This is a genomic window from Methylomicrobium sp. Wu6 (assembly GCF_035916875.1).
Classification (GTDB): Bacteria; Pseudomonadota; Gammaproteobacteria; order Methylococcales; family Methylomonadaceae; genus Methylomicrobium.
This window is the reverse complement of the sequence record NZ_JAXUHN010000090.1, coordinates 135739-153422: the sequence shown is the minus strand read 5'-3', so window position 1 is coordinate 153422 and position 17684 is coordinate 135739. Positions and strand designations below refer to the sequence as shown.

18 protein-coding genes and 1 pseudogene are annotated in these 17684 nt (G+C 55.4%); 1 reads left to right on the top strand and 18 read right to left on the bottom strand.

Annotation, left to right across the window (positions count from 1 at the left end):
- A pseudogene (locus tag U2W12_RS16535) lies at positions 1-110 on the top strand (IS630 family transposase); the annotation flags it as partial.
- Between the two features lie 284 nt (positions 111-394).
- Here the strand turns inward: U2W12_RS16535 and U2W12_RS16530 are convergent.
- The 18 genes from U2W12_RS16530 to U2W12_RS16445 form a co-directional block, all read right to left on the bottom strand.
- Positions 395-1009, bottom strand: a complete 615-nt coding sequence (locus tag U2W12_RS16530; protein WP_326501799.1) for an SPOR domain-containing protein — start codon at positions 1007-1009, stop codon at positions 395-397.
- Between the two features lies 1 nt (position 1010).
- Positions 1011-2771 carry an arginine--tRNA ligase gene (gene argS / locus U2W12_RS16525; RefSeq protein WP_326501798.1) on the bottom strand — a complete coding sequence of 587 codons (1761 nt, stop codon included), beginning with the start codon at positions 2769-2771 and terminating at the stop codon, positions 1011-1013.
- 317 nt (positions 2772-3088) lie between these two features.
- Positions 3089-3430, bottom strand: a complete 342-nt coding sequence (locus tag U2W12_RS16520; protein ID WP_326501797.1) for a hypothetical protein — start codon at positions 3428-3430, stop codon at positions 3089-3091.
- Complete coding sequence (locus U2W12_RS16515; protein WP_326501796.1) at positions 3420-3824, bottom strand: hypothetical protein; 405 nt, start codon at positions 3822-3824, stop codon at positions 3420-3422. The genes U2W12_RS16520 and U2W12_RS16515 overlap by 11 nt, the downstream gene beginning before the upstream one ends.
- Positions 3824-5308, bottom strand: a complete 1485-nt coding sequence (locus U2W12_RS16510; RefSeq protein ID WP_326501795.1) for a hypothetical protein — start codon at positions 5306-5308, stop codon at positions 3824-3826. The genes U2W12_RS16515 and U2W12_RS16510 overlap by 1 nt, the downstream gene beginning before the upstream one ends.
- The gene (locus U2W12_RS16505) at positions 5308-6090 is read right to left on the bottom strand and encodes a hypothetical protein (protein ID WP_326501794.1); all 783 of its coding nucleotides are present in this window, start codon (positions 6088-6090) and stop codon (positions 5308-5310) included. Before U2W12_RS16505 ends, U2W12_RS16510 begins: the two co-directional genes overlap by 1 nt.
- Entirely contained in the window at positions 6087-7613 is a 1527-nt protein-coding gene (locus tag U2W12_RS16500) for a hypothetical protein (RefSeq protein WP_326501793.1), read from the bottom strand. The genes U2W12_RS16505 and U2W12_RS16500 overlap by 4 nt, the downstream gene beginning before the upstream one ends.
- Positions 7610-11932: a tape measure protein gene (locus U2W12_RS16495; RefSeq protein WP_326501792.1), complete on the bottom strand. Its 4323-nt coding sequence runs from the start codon at positions 11930-11932 to the stop codon at positions 7610-7612. Before U2W12_RS16495 ends, U2W12_RS16500 begins: the two co-directional genes overlap by 4 nt.
- Positions 11933-11936: 4 nt before the next feature.
- Positions 11937-12233 (bottom strand): DUF1799 domain-containing protein, encoded by a 297-nt coding sequence (locus U2W12_RS16490; protein ID WP_326501791.1) that lies wholly within the window; start codon positions 12231-12233, stop codon positions 11937-11939.
- A 20-nt stretch (positions 12234-12253) separates the two neighbouring features.
- Positions 12254-12754 (bottom strand): phage tail assembly chaperone, encoded by a 501-nt coding sequence (locus U2W12_RS16485; protein ID WP_326501790.1) that lies wholly within the window; start codon positions 12752-12754, stop codon positions 12254-12256.
- A 95-nt stretch (positions 12755-12849) separates the two neighbouring features.
- On the bottom strand, positions 12850-14028 hold the full coding sequence (locus U2W12_RS16480; protein WP_326501789.1) for a hypothetical protein: 1179 nt from the start codon (positions 14026-14028) through the stop codon (positions 12850-12852).
- Positions 14028-14183, bottom strand: a complete 156-nt coding sequence (locus U2W12_RS16475) for a hypothetical protein (protein ID WP_326501788.1) — start codon at positions 14181-14183, stop codon at positions 14028-14030. Before U2W12_RS16475 ends, U2W12_RS16480 begins: the two co-directional genes overlap by 1 nt.
- 10 nt (positions 14184-14193) lie before the next feature.
- Positions 14194-14616 (bottom strand): hypothetical protein, encoded by a 423-nt coding sequence (locus tag U2W12_RS16470; RefSeq protein WP_326501787.1) that lies wholly within the window; start codon positions 14614-14616, stop codon positions 14194-14196.
- Positions 14617-14619: 3 nt separating this feature from the next.
- Positions 14620-15042, bottom strand: a complete 423-nt coding sequence (locus U2W12_RS16465) for a DUF1320 domain-containing protein (protein ID WP_326501786.1) — start codon at positions 15040-15042, stop codon at positions 14620-14622.
- Between the two features lie 3 nt (positions 15043-15045).
- Positions 15046-15246, bottom strand: coding sequence for a hypothetical protein (locus U2W12_RS16460; protein WP_326501785.1), 201 nt, complete (start codon positions 15244-15246; stop codon positions 15046-15048).
- A gap of 9 nt (positions 15247-15255) precedes the next feature.
- On the bottom strand, positions 15256-16224 hold the full coding sequence (locus U2W12_RS16455) for a hypothetical protein (RefSeq protein ID WP_326501784.1): 969 nt from the start codon (positions 16222-16224) through the stop codon (positions 15256-15258).
- A 3-nt stretch (positions 16225-16227) separates the two neighbouring features.
- Complete coding sequence (locus U2W12_RS16450) at positions 16228-16605, bottom strand: capsid cement protein (RefSeq protein ID WP_326501783.1); 378 nt, start codon at positions 16603-16605, stop codon at positions 16228-16230.
- Entirely contained in the window at positions 16602-17600 is a 999-nt protein-coding gene (locus tag U2W12_RS16445) for a hypothetical protein (RefSeq protein ID WP_326501782.1), read from the bottom strand. The genes U2W12_RS16450 and U2W12_RS16445 overlap by 4 nt, the downstream gene beginning before the upstream one ends.
- Positions 17601-17684: the final 84 nt, after the last annotated feature.

Sequence of the window (17684 nt, the reverse complement as noted above, 5' to 3'; positions counted from 1 at the left end):
TGGAGAAATACATTGCTGCCTACAACACGGGAGCGCAACCTTTCGTTTGGAAGAAACGCGAAGTCGTTGGCAGCCAGATCAAAAATACAATCTCTATCTTATGCAATTAGACACTAGCTTCAGTGACGCTCGCCTTCTCCAAATATGGATTCGCTAGTTGGCGGCATTTGTTTGCCCATTTAACCGACGTTTCCATCTCGAAACGCTGACCATGCATCTCTTCGCTGCTGCTGTGACCATCGGCCCGCGCCCTGCGCAACGGCTTCGGCAAGCTGAAGAATCTTACTAATCAGGAAATCAGATCCAACATAGGATTTTTTGAATGCGCGGAAAAATATGAAGTCGTTTAACACGAATTGGACAACGAAGTTCGACAATCAAACCAAATAACCGGTCATTGGCCCAATTCGGTTACGATCACATCGATGCCGTTCTGCCGCAAGCGAGAACGGATCACGCTGACGCTGCTCATCCGCGTATAGGGACCTAACACGACGCGGTGCCAGATTACGCTGCCCACCTTGGTTTTTTCGATCCGGGATTCGATCCCCATCAAGGCCAGCTTGGCGCGCAGGTTATCGGCTTCCACAGCTTCTTTGGAAGCCCCCGCCTGTAGAATATAGTGAGTCGCCTTGGCCTTGCCGACCCGCTCCTCGCGCGTGCGGGTGTTGATCTCATGATCGGGCACGACGGTTTCTTTTTTAGGCAAATACTGATAAAAATGAAATTGCGGACCTTCGGGCTTGGGCGGCGCTTCGACTTTTTGTGTGATTTTATCCGCCGGCTTTTCCGCCGAGCCGTCAGCCGGTTTTTCTGAAACCGGCGAATTGGCGGCCTGCTGGGGAGTGGTTTGTTTGGCGCCCTTGCTGCTGACATAGAACAGGAAAACCACGAAACCTATGATCAACGCAGTGATCAGCATCCATCGCCATATCGACATGCCGTCTTTCTGCTTGGGCTTGCGGCCGCCGCGCGGGTCCTGTGCTCTGTATTTGTAGTCTCTGGCCATGTTACATCGTCTCAGGGGTAGTGATGCTCAACAATCCCAAGCCGTTAGCTAGCACCTGTCTGACTGCGGCGATCAGATTCAAACGGGCGTTGCGCAGTGGCGCGTCCTCGACCAAAACCTTATGCGCGTTGTAGTAGGCATGGAAATCGTTCGCCAATTCGCGCAGATACAGGATCAATTGATGCGGTTCGTGTTGCAGCGCGGCGCGTTCCAGGATCTCGGGATAGCGCGCCAGCTTTGCGACCAGATTCAGTTCGTGTTCTTCATTCAGTAAGCCAAGGCTTTCCATGCCGAGGGGCAAATTCCTGTCCAGCCCTTTCTCGTCGAGCTGACGGAACACGCTGCATACCCGCGCATGAGCGTATTGCACATAAAACACCGGATTGTCGTTGGTTTTGGAAGTTGCCAGCTTCAAATCGAAATCCATGTGCTGCTCGGAGCGGCGCAACACATAGAAGAAGCGAGCCGCATCCTTGCCGACTTCGTTGCGCAGTTGCCTCAACGTAACAAACTCGCCGGAACGGGTCGACATCTGCACCTTTTCTTCGCCACGGTACAGCGTTGCGAACTGCACCAGCAAGACTTTCAGTTTGGAGGCATCGGCTCCGAGAGCGGTCATCGCGGCCTTCACCCGCGGAATGTAACCGTGATGGTCGGCTCCCCATATATTAATGATCTGCTCAAAGCCTCGATCCAACTTGTTCATGTGATAGGCAATATCGGACGCAAAATAGGTATATTGGCCGTTTTCGCGGAGCACCACGCGGTCTTTTTCATCGCCCAATCGGCTCGAGGCAAACCAGATTGCACCGTCCTGTTCGTAAAGATGTCCACCGGCGCGCAGCCGATCGAGTGCCTTGGAGACCGAATCGTCTGCCAACAGGCTACGCTCCGAAAACCACTCCTGATAGTCGACACCGAACTCCTGCAAGTCGTCGCGGATGTCGTCCAGAATGTTGTTCAGGCCAGCCTGAAAAAAATGCTCGTAATGCGTGCTGCCGAGCAATTCCTTGCACCTGGCGATCAACGCATCGATATGGATTTCCTTGTCGCCGCCTTGCGCTTCGTCGGACGGGATGTTTTCGAACACTGTCTCGACCGGAAAGCGGAAGTCTTCGCCAGACGCTTTATGAATCGCCCAGGAAATGTCGCGCACATATTCGCCGCGATAGCCGTTGCTCGGGAAATGTATGACTTCGCCGCAGTCCTCGAGGTATCTGAGCCAAATACTCGTCGCGAGAATGTCCATCTGACGGCCGGCATCGTTCACATAATATTCACGGTGAACGTCGAAACCCACCGCGGCAAGCAAGTCGGCGACGACAGAACCGTACGCCGCGCCACGACCATGGCCGACATGCAGAGGACCAGTCGGATTCGCCGATACGAATTCGACTTGAACCCGTTTTCCGGCACCAATTTTGCTTATACCAAATTCAAAGCCCTTATCATGGATCGTGCGGATAATTTCGTACTGGCCCATCGGATCGATGAAGAAATTGATGAAACCAGGCCCCGCGATTTCAACTTTAGTGACCGCGTCGTCCTGCGGCAGCGCCGCAACTATTTCCTCGGCTAATTGACGGGGATTTGATTTGGCCGGTTTGGCCAGCACCAGTGCCAGATTCGATGCAAAATCGCCATGCAGGGAATCCTTGCTGTGTTCAATGTTAATGGCCGGATCGACATCCTGGGGCAGTACGCCATCGCTTTGCAGTTTTACGACGGCCAGACGTAGCAATACCTCTAGTTTTTTTTTCATTACGGGTAAACAGATGAAAGAATCAGAAAAATATCGCCCCATTATCCATCAAAATCATCCGATTATCCATTCGGCCAGCGGCAGACTTTTGGAATGAAGGGTCTAGCCCACAGATTCGCCTATTAATTCTACTTTGTCAGATTTCATTCCATCGCCACCTGAGACCGTTTGGCGTGGGACTCTTTGGCCTTTTGCTTCAGATAATGCCGTTTGCCGATAATGTCCGCCAATTCTTCGGCCATGATGAAGCGCGGCGAGATAAATGAGCATGGAATTGCGCGATAAATGGCACACTTACGGTTTGCGCATATTAAAACTTAATTGCTCATTGTAGAACTAATCGAATCAAAATAGCTTTTTTCGGCAGCGTAAACCTGCTGATAATCTTGCGCTGCCTTAACCGCTGCTGTCGCAACATTCGACACCGATTTGACTGATTTAATCCAATCCCAGCCGGACTGAATAGTATCCCGTTCTGCCCGGTCGGACTGACTCCATTGAGACTTTCCACGATCTTGCAACTCCATCACCCTGGTCATGTTATTTAGCTGCCGCCAGAACGGCATTCGGGCGTTGATGATATCGCCAGTCTTTGCATTGATACGCGCGATTGATTCAGCCTTCAGCTGATCCAACGCGCGGTCGATCTTAAACGGCATTGACTGTCTCCTGCCAATCCAAATAAGGCCAACACGAAATGCGCAATGCATACGTACCGGCTATCGATGTGCTGAAAGTATCGCTGCCGCTAATCGGACCAGACACGCTTTCACCTGTATCAACATTCGAAGCGGAAAATACTGCGCCATCGGGCACACCGGTAAGCGTCGCCGCATCAAGACAGTCGGCTGTTATTGTAGTCTTATCGATAATTGTAGCCTGTGTGGGCCGCAGAATGGGCGTCTCAAATTCGACATACATTTCATCGCCGTGGAATTCTCCTTCTATCCATGAGTATTCCGACAAAGCCGATTTTTGGCCCTGCGGATTCTGCCCCGAATAAGTGCAGATGATTTTTCCTTCCTCGTTATAAAATGTCAGCCCTACATTCATTATCGCTTTCCCGTAAAACAGATCAATGTGGTTGTCACGTCAAGCCCTGGAGTGGATGCCCAAATATGAGTTCCGGATCCATCACTGGCTTGGACATAAACTTTTAGCTGGTCCGTATTATTGGCAATGTATGACACTGTTTTCGAGACTGTAAATGTAATCGAATGGCTACCCAGATTTTGCCGCCCAGAAATATCAAATGCCCACCCCTCGACTAGCGTGTTTGACGCGCCTCGCCGCAACACCAATGTCACATACCCTGGGTCTGAATCTGTAGTGGAAATCTCCAGCGTAATCAGAATAATGCGATTGATCGCCAAATCCACAGACACTGGCGTCAGCGTCAACGCCAGTTGCTCCACATTTTTAGCAGTGATTGTGGTAGGGCCTCCAGACGCGGATTCGGGCGCAGTGATTGCCCCTCCAGCAACTTGCAATGAGCCTATCGCGGCGCTCGCAATATAAGTGCTGATATTAAAGCTGGTTAACTGATCAATCTGCCCCATTGACTTGCCGCCCAGACCTGCGTATGTCACAGATCCGCCACCGGCGCCCGATAGCACGCCGGCGCTGTTGATGCTGATCAGGTTATTTTTGATGTTTTCAGCGCCCGTTAACGCCGACAAATTTCCGGGTCTACTCGCCAGCGCAGCCCAGTCAAGAACATTAGACATCCCACCCGCATTTAATATGATATTGCCGGAGGGATCGCGAATTGACAGCCCATTAGCGTTAATCTTAGCCGCCGAGACGCTGCCCGAAACCAGAAGATTGCCATCGATAACAGTTCCCGGCGCGACCCATGCCGAACCGTTCCAATATTTTGTCATCGCGAAGGTGCTACCATTACTGATAGTCACCGTATCACCGTAGACTTTTCCGGCAGGATAGATGGCGGTTACAGCGCTATTGGCGGTCGCATCGTTCCACAAAGATCCCGACGTATAGAATTCTCCACTGCCACGCGTGCCATCGGCCCCCGAGCCTCCGGCGGCTCCAGCGGTCGCTTTTGCCACGGTGAACAACAAAGCCAAGCTCGCGTTTTTGTATGTCGCGGTGAAAGTGATAGACCCGATGGCTGCCGACATGGCCGTCGCCGAGTACGCGCCTGCACTGTTGATACTTGCGGTTAGATTGGTCGCGCCAGAACTTGAGAAAGAGCAATTCGCCGTAACGTCAGCCCCCCCCATGAACACAAGAAAGTCGCCAGATGCCTGGGTAAAATCGGAGACAACGCCAGACGCGTTGGCAGGCAGCGTAACCGCCGGCCGCGTCAGAAATCCTGACAACGCATCGGTCGCCTCGCCGCTGGCGCCGTAATAATTTGCGGGATGCCAGTCCGATCCATTATTCGAATCAAGCGCGCGCAGCCAGGGCGCAGTATCGACCAGATTGCCGGAAGCAGCGGGCAATACGCTAGCACCGCCCGGCGGCAGCGACGCGGCAATAACAAGCTGGCCGGAAGCATCTTTATACAGCGCCATCAGGCGGCAACCTCAACTACGTTAAATGCGGCCTGATAGTTAGTCAAATACGGATTTTCAATCATTGACAGCTGTTGCAGCGTGCCGAGAAAGTGCCGTTTCTGATTATATGTCGTGTCGGACGGATCGACGACCAGCAACACCTCACCGTCAATGCCGCAGATTTTCTGCAATTCCAACGTCTGGCCCAATGCCTCGGCCTCGGTCATCCAATCAAGCTTGAACGAGAACACGCGCTCGCCGGGCTTGCGGTCGAAATACTTAACGCCGCCAACCGATCGCGATACCGCCGTGTTGTTCTGATAGCCTATCTCGGCGCCTTTCGAGTAATTATCCGCCGGCGCCAGGGCCGGGCCGATAAACAGCCTGCCGATTTGCACATAGCCGGCCACGTTCGACGTATCGACAATCTCAAGCCGCCAGTACCGAGCGGTGACCGCGCTATCGAGGCCAAGGATCAGATCAGGCGTCTGCGCGTTGGCGGATGTTGTGCCGGAATCGTAGAGACTGGTGGCGAATGTATTGTCATTCGAGCCGCGCAGCCGATAGGTTGCGCCGCTCGCCGAGATGTTGGTACGGATCGCGCCGAACGCCTGCACCGCCTTGGCGCCGCCGAGGTCGATGTTGATCAGGGTCGAGGCAGCCAAAGCGTTTGTCGCGCGCGCGACTTTCGATAAAATCCGGCTCTGCAGGTTCGCCAGCGGCAGCGACGCATTCCAGCTTCCGCCCGACAGGGTAGCCGAGTCGATCAGATTGTTGTAGCCAAGCTTCAGGTTCTTCATCCCCAGACCCTAAGATTCACGCTGTTGTTTTGATAATTCGATTCGAGGCCGATCACCCGCAGCAACTTTCCTAAATCTAATTCGAATCGTGCGATCTGCACGAACACCACGACACCCAAATCGAGCGCGGCCAGCAGTTCCGCATTAACGCGCGCCTCAATGTTGTAGATTTCTCGCTCCACTTTAAACAAGCCCAGGCGGCGATCTGCCTCCGGAGCGGCATTGCCGACACCGGTGAGCAGGGTTTCATAATTGACCTCCTGCGCCAAGAGATGCGCGGTCTTAACCGATGCGTCCCGTGCAATCGTCTGTCGGCTGGGTTTCTCAAGCCAGTTGCGGCGGTCTGCTGGCACCACGCCGGCCAGCACGTCGCCGGACTGAACGGTATGGTTGATGTCGTATGTCAGCGTGATCTGCCATGCCGGCACCGCAAGTCCGTTCAGGCTGGCCACCTCGCGCTCGATATTCAATATCTCGATGTCGGTTAGTGTGGCGACCGGCGATCCGGACGGCGCATCGAACCGGGAGACGCGGAAGCGGCCAAGCTGGTCAAATCCCCACCAGGCGCCGACGCTCGCGCAAACCTGATCGAGCGCCTCGGATACAGTCATCCCGTCTGTCACCCACAACCCAACGCTACCGGCATTCTGGCCGTCCAGCGTCGTATAGTCGGCGGCGACCGTATCGCCCGATGAGATGCCGCCAGGGCCTGTCGCCAGATCATAGGCGATTTGCGCGGCGGTGCAGTCTTCGATAGCGCTGGATTGCCATGCAACACAAGTGATCTGTCCGGCCGATGGACTACCGAGACGAAATAGGCCGCCGGCCTTCCAAACTCGAAAATAGCCAGCGGACGGCGCGTTCGCCTCCATGTCGGCCTGGCTTGCGTAATCAGCTCCACGCCCTAAATACGAGCCCTTATCGAATACGTTGACGACCTCGGCCAGCGTACCTGTGGTGATCTGGTAGATCAGTCGGCTACTGTTCACCAACATTGGCGCGATATTGTGCACGCGGCCGTAGAATAGCGGCTTCGGCGTATCTTTCAGCTCGGCCGCACCCTCCAGGCCGTTCGGTAGCGCGTTGCTGCCGGCATAGACAGATGTTTGCAACGGCTTGGTCAGCGCGGTCATGCGATCGCGCAGACGAAATGAAGCACGCTCCCATTCCAGCGCGATCTGCTCCATGATCCCTTTCAGCACGGTCACAAAACTGGAATAGGCCGCCGTATCGTCGCCAACCTTGATAATCATGTCGCGTCCGTCAACCGCATAATGCGCCAGATAATCGAGTCCGCCGTCGCTATTGACCAGCGTCATCTCGCCATAGCTCGATTGCGCCGCGCCGCCAATCTGTCCATCCGCGAAAATCTCGCGGCGTATCAACGCCGGCTGCTCGATGTGCGGCTCGTAATAGTTGCCTGTCGCGTTGTCGATGTAGCCGGTGCCGGAACAGAAGCGCAGCGTCTCAACCGACGATGTATTCAGATTGTAGGCGGTAACTTCCGCCAGGTAGATCATCATGCGGCGGACCCCAGACGCGTCTTGCGCTCCATCGCGCCCATGCTGGCGGCAAGCCTGTCCAGCCGGTCGACCAGCGCCTGATTCGCCGCCACCTGCAATTTCACCAGCGCCGTCAGTTCGGCGTTTGTCTTTCTCAGCTCGGCAATCACCGCATCATTACCGCCCGCGATGATCGCCTGTGTTTGCCGGTGGTTTTGCACGCGAGTCGGGCGCTCGAAGTCGATCAGCTCTGGGCCGTTTTCGCCGACGACCGTCATGCCCGATGTCCAGCCGCCTCGCTCCTTAAACTTGACCTTGCCGAGCGCCTTTCGCTGTGCCGTCAGCCCGGACAATTGCGCCGTCATATAACCGCGATTCGGATCGTTCTTGGGCGCGGCATTGATTTGCGCCTTCAGTTCCTGAATCGCGCCGGTCAGCTCTTGATAAGCCTGCGTCTTTTGCAGTTCATCGTCACCGCCGAACAACCAGGCTTTGATCTGTTTAGCCAGCAGCGCATTGGCCGCCTTGACAGCCGCCTTCTGCGCTTTTGTCGCGGAGTCAGGCAGCGCGTCGATATTCGCGGCCATCTGCTCTTCGGTTATGTCCTGAAAGTTCTTGGTTGGGCCGGTAACGGGTTGCAAATTATCGCCAGCTTGTTGATCGAAGGCGCTGCCTTGCTGCGCTACGATGCTGGCGATCAGATCGGCAAGGCTTTGCAGGCTGCCTGCCAACTGATTCGCAGCCGCCGATGCCGCATCTTCCGCGTCGGCATTACCACCCAGGGAGTCGCCGAAACTGTTCAACGTGCTCGATACATTAGCGAATATCTCGGCATATTGCGGCGATGAAGCGTAATAACTGCGCGCCTCGGTCAGATACGCCTGCGCGCTGCCGGCCAGACGGCCGAGCGCGGCCTGATCGCCGGCCTGCGCTTTTAATAGGTCAGTGCCGTACTGGCCTTGCGCCTCGCGCAACCGCTGCTCCGGATCGAGCGGGCTTAAATTGCTCAGCTTCAGGCTATCGACAAAATCACGCAGACTGCCAACCGCTTGCGCGGTCTTGTTGATCGCGGCAATCTCGATATTGTAGCGGCGGGTCAGCGCCGACTGGATGCGGGCGATATAGCGCGCTTGTTCGGTCGGGTCGGTAGACTGCTTCAACAGTTCGTAGAGCGGCGCGGTATCCTCCGGCGTCGGCAGCGCCCCGGTCAGCGTGGCGATTTGATCCGCAATCGAACTCGTCGCATCGGTCAGCGGCGCCAGATATTGTTCCCTGGCCTGGGCAATCGCCTTCGCGCGCAGCCCCGTCAATTCGCTCTCGGCGATTTTTAGCGACCGGGCGTTGGCCTCCAGCGCAATTAACTGATCGTTCAGCGCGCCAAGCTGCGCGGCCAGCGTTGGGCCAAGGCCGGCTAACTGGCGGAAGGCGGTGAGCGTGTCGTTTTTCAGCGCCGCGATCGCACGCTGGCGGGCCGCCTCGATGTCGGCCTCGGCGAAGCGGTATTTTTTCGCCTTGATAGCCATATCGTCAAATTGCGCATTGATCTCTTTCAATTGCTGCAATGCCTGCCCGTATTCTCCAACGGCCAGGCCGATGCTATCAATTTTCTCGATAGCTTTCGACAACTGCTTCAGCGATTTGCTATCTCGAATCGCTTCGCGGTAATGCAGATCATCCTGGCCGGCACGATTACGCTTGATGACGGCCAGCGCGGCTTCGTCAGCCAGCGTCTTAAAATTGCCGCCGCTGCTCAACTGCCGCGCCCAAAACTGGCCGCCCTTATCCAACAGTCCGCCCTCGAACTGGTCTTTACCGGTCTTGTCCAGTTGGTGCGTAAACATCGTATTGAAATCGCGGAAAGACATGTTCAGTTGATGCCCGAGGCGGGTGACCATGTCGCCGAACTGTTTCGTGAAATCTATTGTGTTCTGCTTATTGCCGCCTTCCTCGGCGCCGCTCTTGCCGATCGTCATTTTGCCGTTGCTGTAGCGGCCTTTCGTCCACTCGGTCGGCTGCGGGATCTTCTCGCCCATCAGGAATGTGCCGAGCAGGTCGCCGAGCGGACCGAAGGCCTGGCCGAGCATGTGGCCGATCAAGCTCGGCTTGCGGCCAGGGAACAATTTCGCGCCGAAGTTCATCACCATATTTTTTAAAGGCGCGATCAGCTTGAACAGCGGGAAAAAGTTGCCGACCATATCGGTAACCGAATTTTCCAGGCCGACCACGGTTTGTAGCGATTTGTTTTGCTGGCCGTTTTGCCAGTTGACGGAGCCCGCGCCGGGGATCATTTTCGCCAAAGCTCCCACAGTAGCCCATCCAAATCCGCCGCCATTCATGCTAGTCATGCTGAATCCGCCAGACTTGCCCATCGAAAAGATGTCACCTAAAAGGCTATTAATTCCACCGCCACCATTAGTAAATGCCTTCTTAATCATTCCCTGAAAATTCTGCGCCATGATTTGGCCCAGCGTTTTGGATATTGTATTTTGTATATTGTTGAAGAAGTCAGAAAAGCTTTTTAAAGCGTCGCCGTTCAACAGATTCTCGAACATTTGCGCCATTGAATCCTGGATATTTTCCGCCGCACGCTTCCATGCCGCCTCCATGAAATCCGCCGTTTTCTGGCTGCCGCCATCCGTAACATCGTTGATTGTTTTTTCTGCCGATTTGCGCTGCCTGACGTAGTCTTCGACCTGCTTAGGATCAAGATCAGGATTTTTATCGATGGTGTCCTTTAGTTCTTTTTCTAATGCAATTCGCTCGCGTATCTCATCATTTGTTTTTCCTTGAAGCCTTAATTCCTCGGCAAGTTTTGCAAGGCGCTGCGCTTCGGCTGCATCATCGTGCAGCTTATCCAATGCATTGGCCTGATCGACCATTTCAGCCCACATATCATTGCGGCGCTGATCGGCGTCGAGTTCGGCCCACTTTGCCTGCAACGCGGATTTGATCGCCTCGACCTCGGCGCCCTTGGCCTTGGCCAGCGAGTGGGTCAGTTCTACCGCGCGCGAACGCTCCTTTTCCGACAATCCGATCAATGCTGTTTCTTGCTTAATCGCTTCGATCGTATCCATTACCGCCCGACGTCGCGACTGTTCTGCCGTGATCGCCCTGGTTGATGATTTAACATGAGCATCGGTAGCCACGGCGCTTTCGCTCAATGATTTTTTCAAGCGGGCACTGCTTTCTTCCTGTGCACGCTGCTCCTGTGCGCGGAATTGATCGAGAACTAGCGATCGCTGAACTACTTTATCCGATATCGTTTTTTGCAGATCTTCAAGTTGTTGCTTTTCCCGCGCCAAATAAGCGTCGAATATTGGACCACGGCCGCCGCTGCCCTGGATGTTCTGAACCTTAAGCTTTTGCTGTTCAAGGTCGGCATACATCCGTTTCAGTTCGGATTCGGAGATTCGCGCATCGAGCTTAGGCGTACTTATTCCGGTCAGCTTTACATTCAGTTCATCCAAAATATCGGCAAGATAACTGATATTTTCCGCCGCGCGCGTCGTGAAACGCTTGATTGCATTTTCGGCGTCAGAATTTAGCAAATTATCTTCAAGCCGTATCCAGGCATCGGAAAAATTGCTGACAGCACCGCTGATGGTGTTGACCGCATCTGCATTTGCTCCGGATGCAAGCTCTCCCATTTTGACGGTTAATTCCTGAATAGCCGCTCTGCCAAGCTCGCCTTTTTCCGACATTTTTTGCAGCTCCGCAGAATTTTTGCCGGTAGCTTTAGCCAATATCTCCCAGACAGGAACACCACGCTCGACCAGTTGCAAAATCTCCTCGCCTTGTAGTTTGCCCTTGGCCCATGCCTGCCCCAAGGCTAGGGTAATTCCGTTCAACGTTTCAGTCGATGCACCTAGTTTGCTAGCCTGATTGGTAATGGCCAACATGGTTTGGTTTGTCGGCTCCAGCCCGAAGGAACGGAGCTTGATAAACGTATCGGTCAACGCTCTGACCTCGAACGGGGTATCCCGCGCGAAATCCTGCATCGTGGAAAATGCTTGTGCCGATGCTTGAGCAGAGCCGGTAACAGAGGTTAGCGTCGCGCGTAAATCCTCCATTTCCGAATTAACTTTGATGATATGGACACCGAAATCGAACAATGCCTTGACAGTGAATGCCGAGGCCACGCCAACCGCGAACTCGCGTAATGTGCCGCGCAAAGTATTCAGCATCCCCCCGGTTTGGGCTGCGCTTTGCTGGGCTGCATTGGCTTGGTTTTGTTGCGCTTGAGTGAGGCGATTGAGATCATCCGTAAGCAAGCGCACCTGGCCATCGACCTCGCGCCCATCGATCTTGATCTTAACGCCTAAAACAATATCGTCCGCCATACTCTCAGTTAGATTTCCTGTTCATTACCGCCATCGCCGCGCGCTCCATAACCTGAATCGCCGTGAAAAGCTCGCCACGTTTGGCTTTCTTCTGCGTTAACTCCAATACACATTTAACGCCCGGATAATTCATCCCTAAAACTCCGCCCATTGGCCCGTAATGCCACTGGGTTGCGCAACGGCAAAATGCCTCAACAGCGTCCCAGTTATCTGGATCGACCGGAAATTCCGGGTCTTCCTCGTCTTCCGCGTCTTCTTTCGGCAACTGGATGCCGAGAACCTCGGCATCCTCGGCCAGCACCTTGCCGTCATCCTTGCCGCCTATCGCCCAGTGCTCCGCGGCTTCTTTGAGTTTTTTCTTTTATGTTCCCCCATGGCAGATTGGTAAAACGCCTGGGTGATTTTTAAAAAGATATGAGGCACACCGTTGAGCAACAACCTGAGATTCTCCGGACTGAATGACGTATCGCCGTTAATATCGACGCCCTCCCAGCCGACTAAATACTTCGTTATGGTTTCCACGTCGGAATCCAGAACCTCTTCCGCGGGTTTTATGGCCGTTAACCTGTCAATGAGGTCGTCGATTTCGTCGATCACGTCCTCTTTTTGCTCTTTCGCGGCCAGATCGCGTAATTTTTTCAGGTTATCAACAGTTACAGATGAGCCGTTATCGTCGACGGGCCGGCTCATTTTGATCACTTCTTCGCGCGGCAGCCGCTTGAAGATTCCCGTAAACTCCTGATCGGCGGTATTGCCATCCTGATCGATCGTAATAAATTCTACGGGCCACTTATAGGTCCCGGATGTATCGAGCTTAAACATAATGTTCTTTTCTCATGAGATGCCGTTCGTCGCGGCGTATTGCTTCTGTTTGCTCCCGACATCGATGTCGGGAGCAAACGCAGTTTTATTGATAGTTACTTGCAGCAAATCCGGATTTCGTCGTTGCCGCTGGCACTCGACGGGATGAACGCCAGCTGCGCATCGAGCATCGTCACGCCGTCGCTGTCCGAATATTTCGGGCTCATCATCTGCACTTTCGGCGCGGTCACGCCGATGATATTGCCGGCGGTCTGGCCATGCTTCACCGCGAAAACGCCGGTCATCGCATTTTTTACCGATGTCCACCAGTCTTTTGTCGCCACGCTGACGGCCTCGATCGACAGATTGCCGGTTGGTTTGCGGTCGGTGATCAGTACAGATTCGGCACCTACTAATTGCCGGTAGGCGACCTGGTTGGCCATGTCGAAATTCAGCGTTTGTAACACAGCCCCGTTGTAGCCGAGCAAATTCAAGTCGGTGGTGTTTGCGGTCGAAACCGTTATCGGCGCTTGCCAGCCGGTAAAGTCGGCGGCCGGAAGCGCGGCGTCGGCGATGGTGCCGAGCAGGCCGGTAAATGACCACTTGATAACCGGCAATTGTTTCGCCGACATTTCGAACGCACACGACCCGCGCGCTCCCAGCATGATATGACGCACGCCGTCAACGTTGAAGTAGATCGTCGCCGATGTGCTGGCGACGGCCGTGCCAAAGTTGCTATTCGGCAGATATACGACGTTGGCGCCAATGCTGTATTGGCTGGTCGCATCCGGCGGGGTTGTCCACGGCTTTGCTATCGTGGCGATCTTGGTCGTGCCGTTATAGCCGATGATTTCGCCTGCCTGGCCGCTGCCGGTTCCCGAGGTGATCGACACAGACATGCCGGTATAGAAATCATCGACAGCCGAGGCGCCGGCCGCCAGCTTGATCGATGTCGCAGTACCTGGCGCCTGCGCGGTGCCGGTAATTGCGGCGGCGGTAATGGTTTCGGAAAAATTGCACGCCTTCATCAACGTGCCCCATTCTGGCGCTGTACCGGCGGCTCCGGATCCAGCCAGCTCGGTTTCAAAAGTCATGGATACATAATTTTCGACACGAATGGCGCCTGATGATCCGAAATATGGGCGAATAAAATCTCGCTCAACCTGACTTCCCTCAAGCGGGCTAATATCCAGGTTGCGGCACAGAATCGCGTCGGCGGCGGCTGGCGTAATATCGCTGCCGTAGGTGGTTTCGAGTTTCGCGAGGATGACTCGCTTACGCTGTGCTAATGCCATTATTTAGCCTCCGGCTGTTCGTTTTTTTGAGTTTTCGGCTTTGCCGCCGCCGCTTTTTCTTCCTGTTCGGCCCGCCATTGTTCGATCGGCACGCGCTCGCCTTTTTCTGGATCGACGATGAATGTGCCAGCCTGGCCGTTGTATTGATCTTGCATGTGTGTTGCCTTAAATTGATCGAAGTTGATGCGCAGTGCGGTACACGTCTTTGGTGATGAGATAGCCGTTGGCGAACGAAATCAGTTTGTGTCCGACTTTCTCTATCATTTCGTAGCCCTCAGGCTCCCAGCCGAGCAACGCGGCGCGGACGCTGTCGCGCAGCGACTGGCTGACATCGTCGGCATCGCCGCCGCGGGCGTCCTGCACGTTTTTAACCGTAATCACCACCGCCAGCTGGACCGTTTCGCGTTGCGAAACGATGTTGACCATTTTGTTGGCGGCGGCGTCCGAGCCTTCCTGGTACACATAGCACCCGGATGCGGCGATGCGGCCGGCCAGAATGTTGCCGAGACCGGCCGCTCCGCCCACTTCGCGAAAATCGGCCACCTCATCTTTGATCCGGGACTCGACCAGGGCGCGCAGGGTCGGCATCGGCTAAAACCCAGCCAGCGAATTTTCGCTAAAAATCCGCTCGCGCTCAGTAAAGTCCACATCCCCCGCGGAGGCTGGTGATGTGTCCGGCAGGCCGATGTCGAGCTGCAACAATCCCTTCGCGTAATCGTCCAGCGCTTTTATCGCGCGGTCGTACGCTTTCTGCACCACTTCCGGAATCACGTTGTCGTGCAGATGAAACCGGGACAAATCCTTGGCGAGATTATTTAGATCTTCACTGACCGATACCAACGGCAGCGGCCAGCCTTTGGCACGCAGACGCCGATTGATGTCGGCATCGGCCTTGGCCAGTGCGACCGACAATACCGATGTGTCGATCACGCCTGCATTATTGCGATCGGTTAGCTGGATCAATTCCGTCTCGCCGAATGCGGTGATCAAATCATCCCGTGTGCAGTAGCTCATCGGTTACTTGTCGCCGGTTTTGGCGCCGCCGTCGCCGTTATCCTTCGGCTCGGTTTTTGTTTTCGGCGGCAATTCGATCACGCCCAGCTCAACCAGCCGACCTTCTTGTTCCGGCCGCAATTCGAGCTTGGGCTTATCGCCGGCCGCATAGCGTTTGCCGTCGATATCGACTGTGTCTTTTACGATGTAGATCGTGGCTGCCATTACGCCCCCTTAAGCGACAGCGTCGTGGAAGTGGCAACCGGCCTCGGTATACGAGATCAGCTCTTTCACCTGCTCGCCGACGCGCACCGTGGTGCCGCCGCGGATGCCGCGCTTCGGGTCCTGGATGGTGCCGGCAAACCGGTTTTGCCACTGCGCGGTAAAGGCGAACGTCGGCATGGCCATGCCGCGCACGGTGCGCACGTTGCGGTCGATGCGCAGGAACGAGGCATGCTTGCCCCACAGCCGCGCATAGCTGGCGGTTTGACCTTTTTTGGCGGCGTTGTAAAAACTCTCGCCGACATAGATCGCATCCAGTTCCAGCAGATCGGCTACCGCCTGTTTACTGGCGACACCGGTCGCGGTCAGGCCGCCTTGGCCACCGCTGGCGTTGAGCACGGCGGCGATGATTTTCGGATGGCTGCGCAACTTGATCCAGGTGGCCCGGCCAAAAATACCAATGTTCGGCCGCACCAGCATCAAATCGAACATGGCCATGATCGCCGTGTACGGATCGGAGTTGGTGTAATCGCTCCATTGCGAAGTGCCCGACAATGTCGTGCGCAGCGTGGAATCGAAGTTATTGAGCGTGAAATACAGATCGGAAACGCGCTTTTCGCGGGACAAATCGAGCAGCAGCGCCACGCCCTCGGTCGCCACCGACTGAGGATCGATATTCGCACCGGCAGCTTGTGCGGTTTGCGTGTCGCGGTACGGGACGAAATCGTCCAAGGCATAATCGAGGATCGAATCGGTAATATCAGTCGCGCCGAACTCGACTTCGTTCGCAAGCGATTTACGGCCGATTTCGGTTTCCGGAATCGAAAACAGATCGGACGAAATCAATTTTGAATAAATGAATTTCTCGCTTTCGACCGGGATGCGCGGGCAAACCAGATCGGCGATCATGCCTTCCGGCTTGACCGCCATCGCGATTTGGGTCAGGCGCGGCTGAATGGTGAATGGTGCGGTAGTGGTCATGGCTTAGCCTTGCAATACGGATGGAATGATCAGCACAGAGCCGATGTCGCCGGACACGCCGGAGACCATGGCGATGCCGATGATTTGGTTGTTGGTACCGGCCGCCGGCGCCGCCGCCACGGCCTTGCCGCTGGCGTCGGCGGTCAATTTGGCGCCGCGGGTCACGTTGCCGCCATACTCGACCTCGGCGATGCCGTTCAGCACGATGTCCACGCGGTCGCCGGAGGCGTCCGCCGGCACACGGGTGGCGACGCCAAGCAACAGATCGGAGACGGCGGCGGCCGCGACCACGGTGCCGTCGGCCGAGCCGAACTTGGCGATGCGGTAGGCCGAGATCGCGCCTTGGGCGGTAAAATTTTTGATCAAGCCTTCGTTTCTCATGCTTGCGCTCCGTCTTTATTCGCCCGCACCGCGTCCACGGCCTCGGCGAAACTGATGTTTTCCCCCGCCTTATCCATGCGGACCTTGTATTCTCGCGCTCGGCGTGCGATCGCCTGATCGTCGGCCGTCGCGGCAGTTTGTGTGCCAGGCTTGTCGATTTCGCCGAACTCGACCTGTTTCTGCAGGCCGGACAGGAAGCCGCGCAGCCATTCCGCGCCGGTCTTTTTGACGACCTGGCCGTCTTCGGCGAAATCGATCGCATCGCCCGGATTTTCGGCTGACATAAACGCTACCAAATTCGATTGATCTTTCGGCAGCACCTTGCCCGCCTTCACCAGGCCGTCGACAAACTGGTTGATTTCGTCGGTTTTGGCCTTGGCTTCGGCGGCCTTGATTCGGTTTTCGCGCTCGGCGAACTCGGCGTCTTTTTGCGCGTTGGCGTCGGCCTTCGCCTTAATCTCGGCTTCGCGCCGGTCCAGTTCCGCCTGTTTGGCGGCGATTTCTTCGGGAGTCATAGCGGTGGATTCCTCGCGGGTGGTTTCGATCTCGGAAAATTCGAGCGTAATAAAATCGTTGTCGGCATCGGCGAACGAAGGGGTTTTAAGTCCCTTGACGGCCGGCGGTTGCGCGCCGAGAAATCCGACATGGCGCAGGTAATACACACCCTGTACTGGATTTGCGGGGCTGTCGGGCGGGTAAAACGATGCGGAAATTTTTGAAAAACGACGGCTGTTGACCAGTTCGGCGAACGCCGGATCGACATCGCGCGGCGTGGCGACCAGTTTGCCTTCGGCCAGCGCGATCGAGCGTGTCCAGCCATAGGCCGGATCGTCGGATTTCGGATGCCCAACCACCAACGGCGCTTCGTGCTTGGCTGGATCGTACGCGGCGACGGTGGCAGCCAGGTCGGACTCGGAAAAATCGAACGCAGCACCGCTCATCGCGACGTGGCGTCCAGGTTTAAAAATTTCGATGGAAGCGGGTTTTGATTTCATGGCGGCCAGTTTACCGGCATGAATGAAGCGGGATAATCCGAAGCAGTTCGGAATAGGGCTTTTTAGCGGAGGGTGTACTTTATA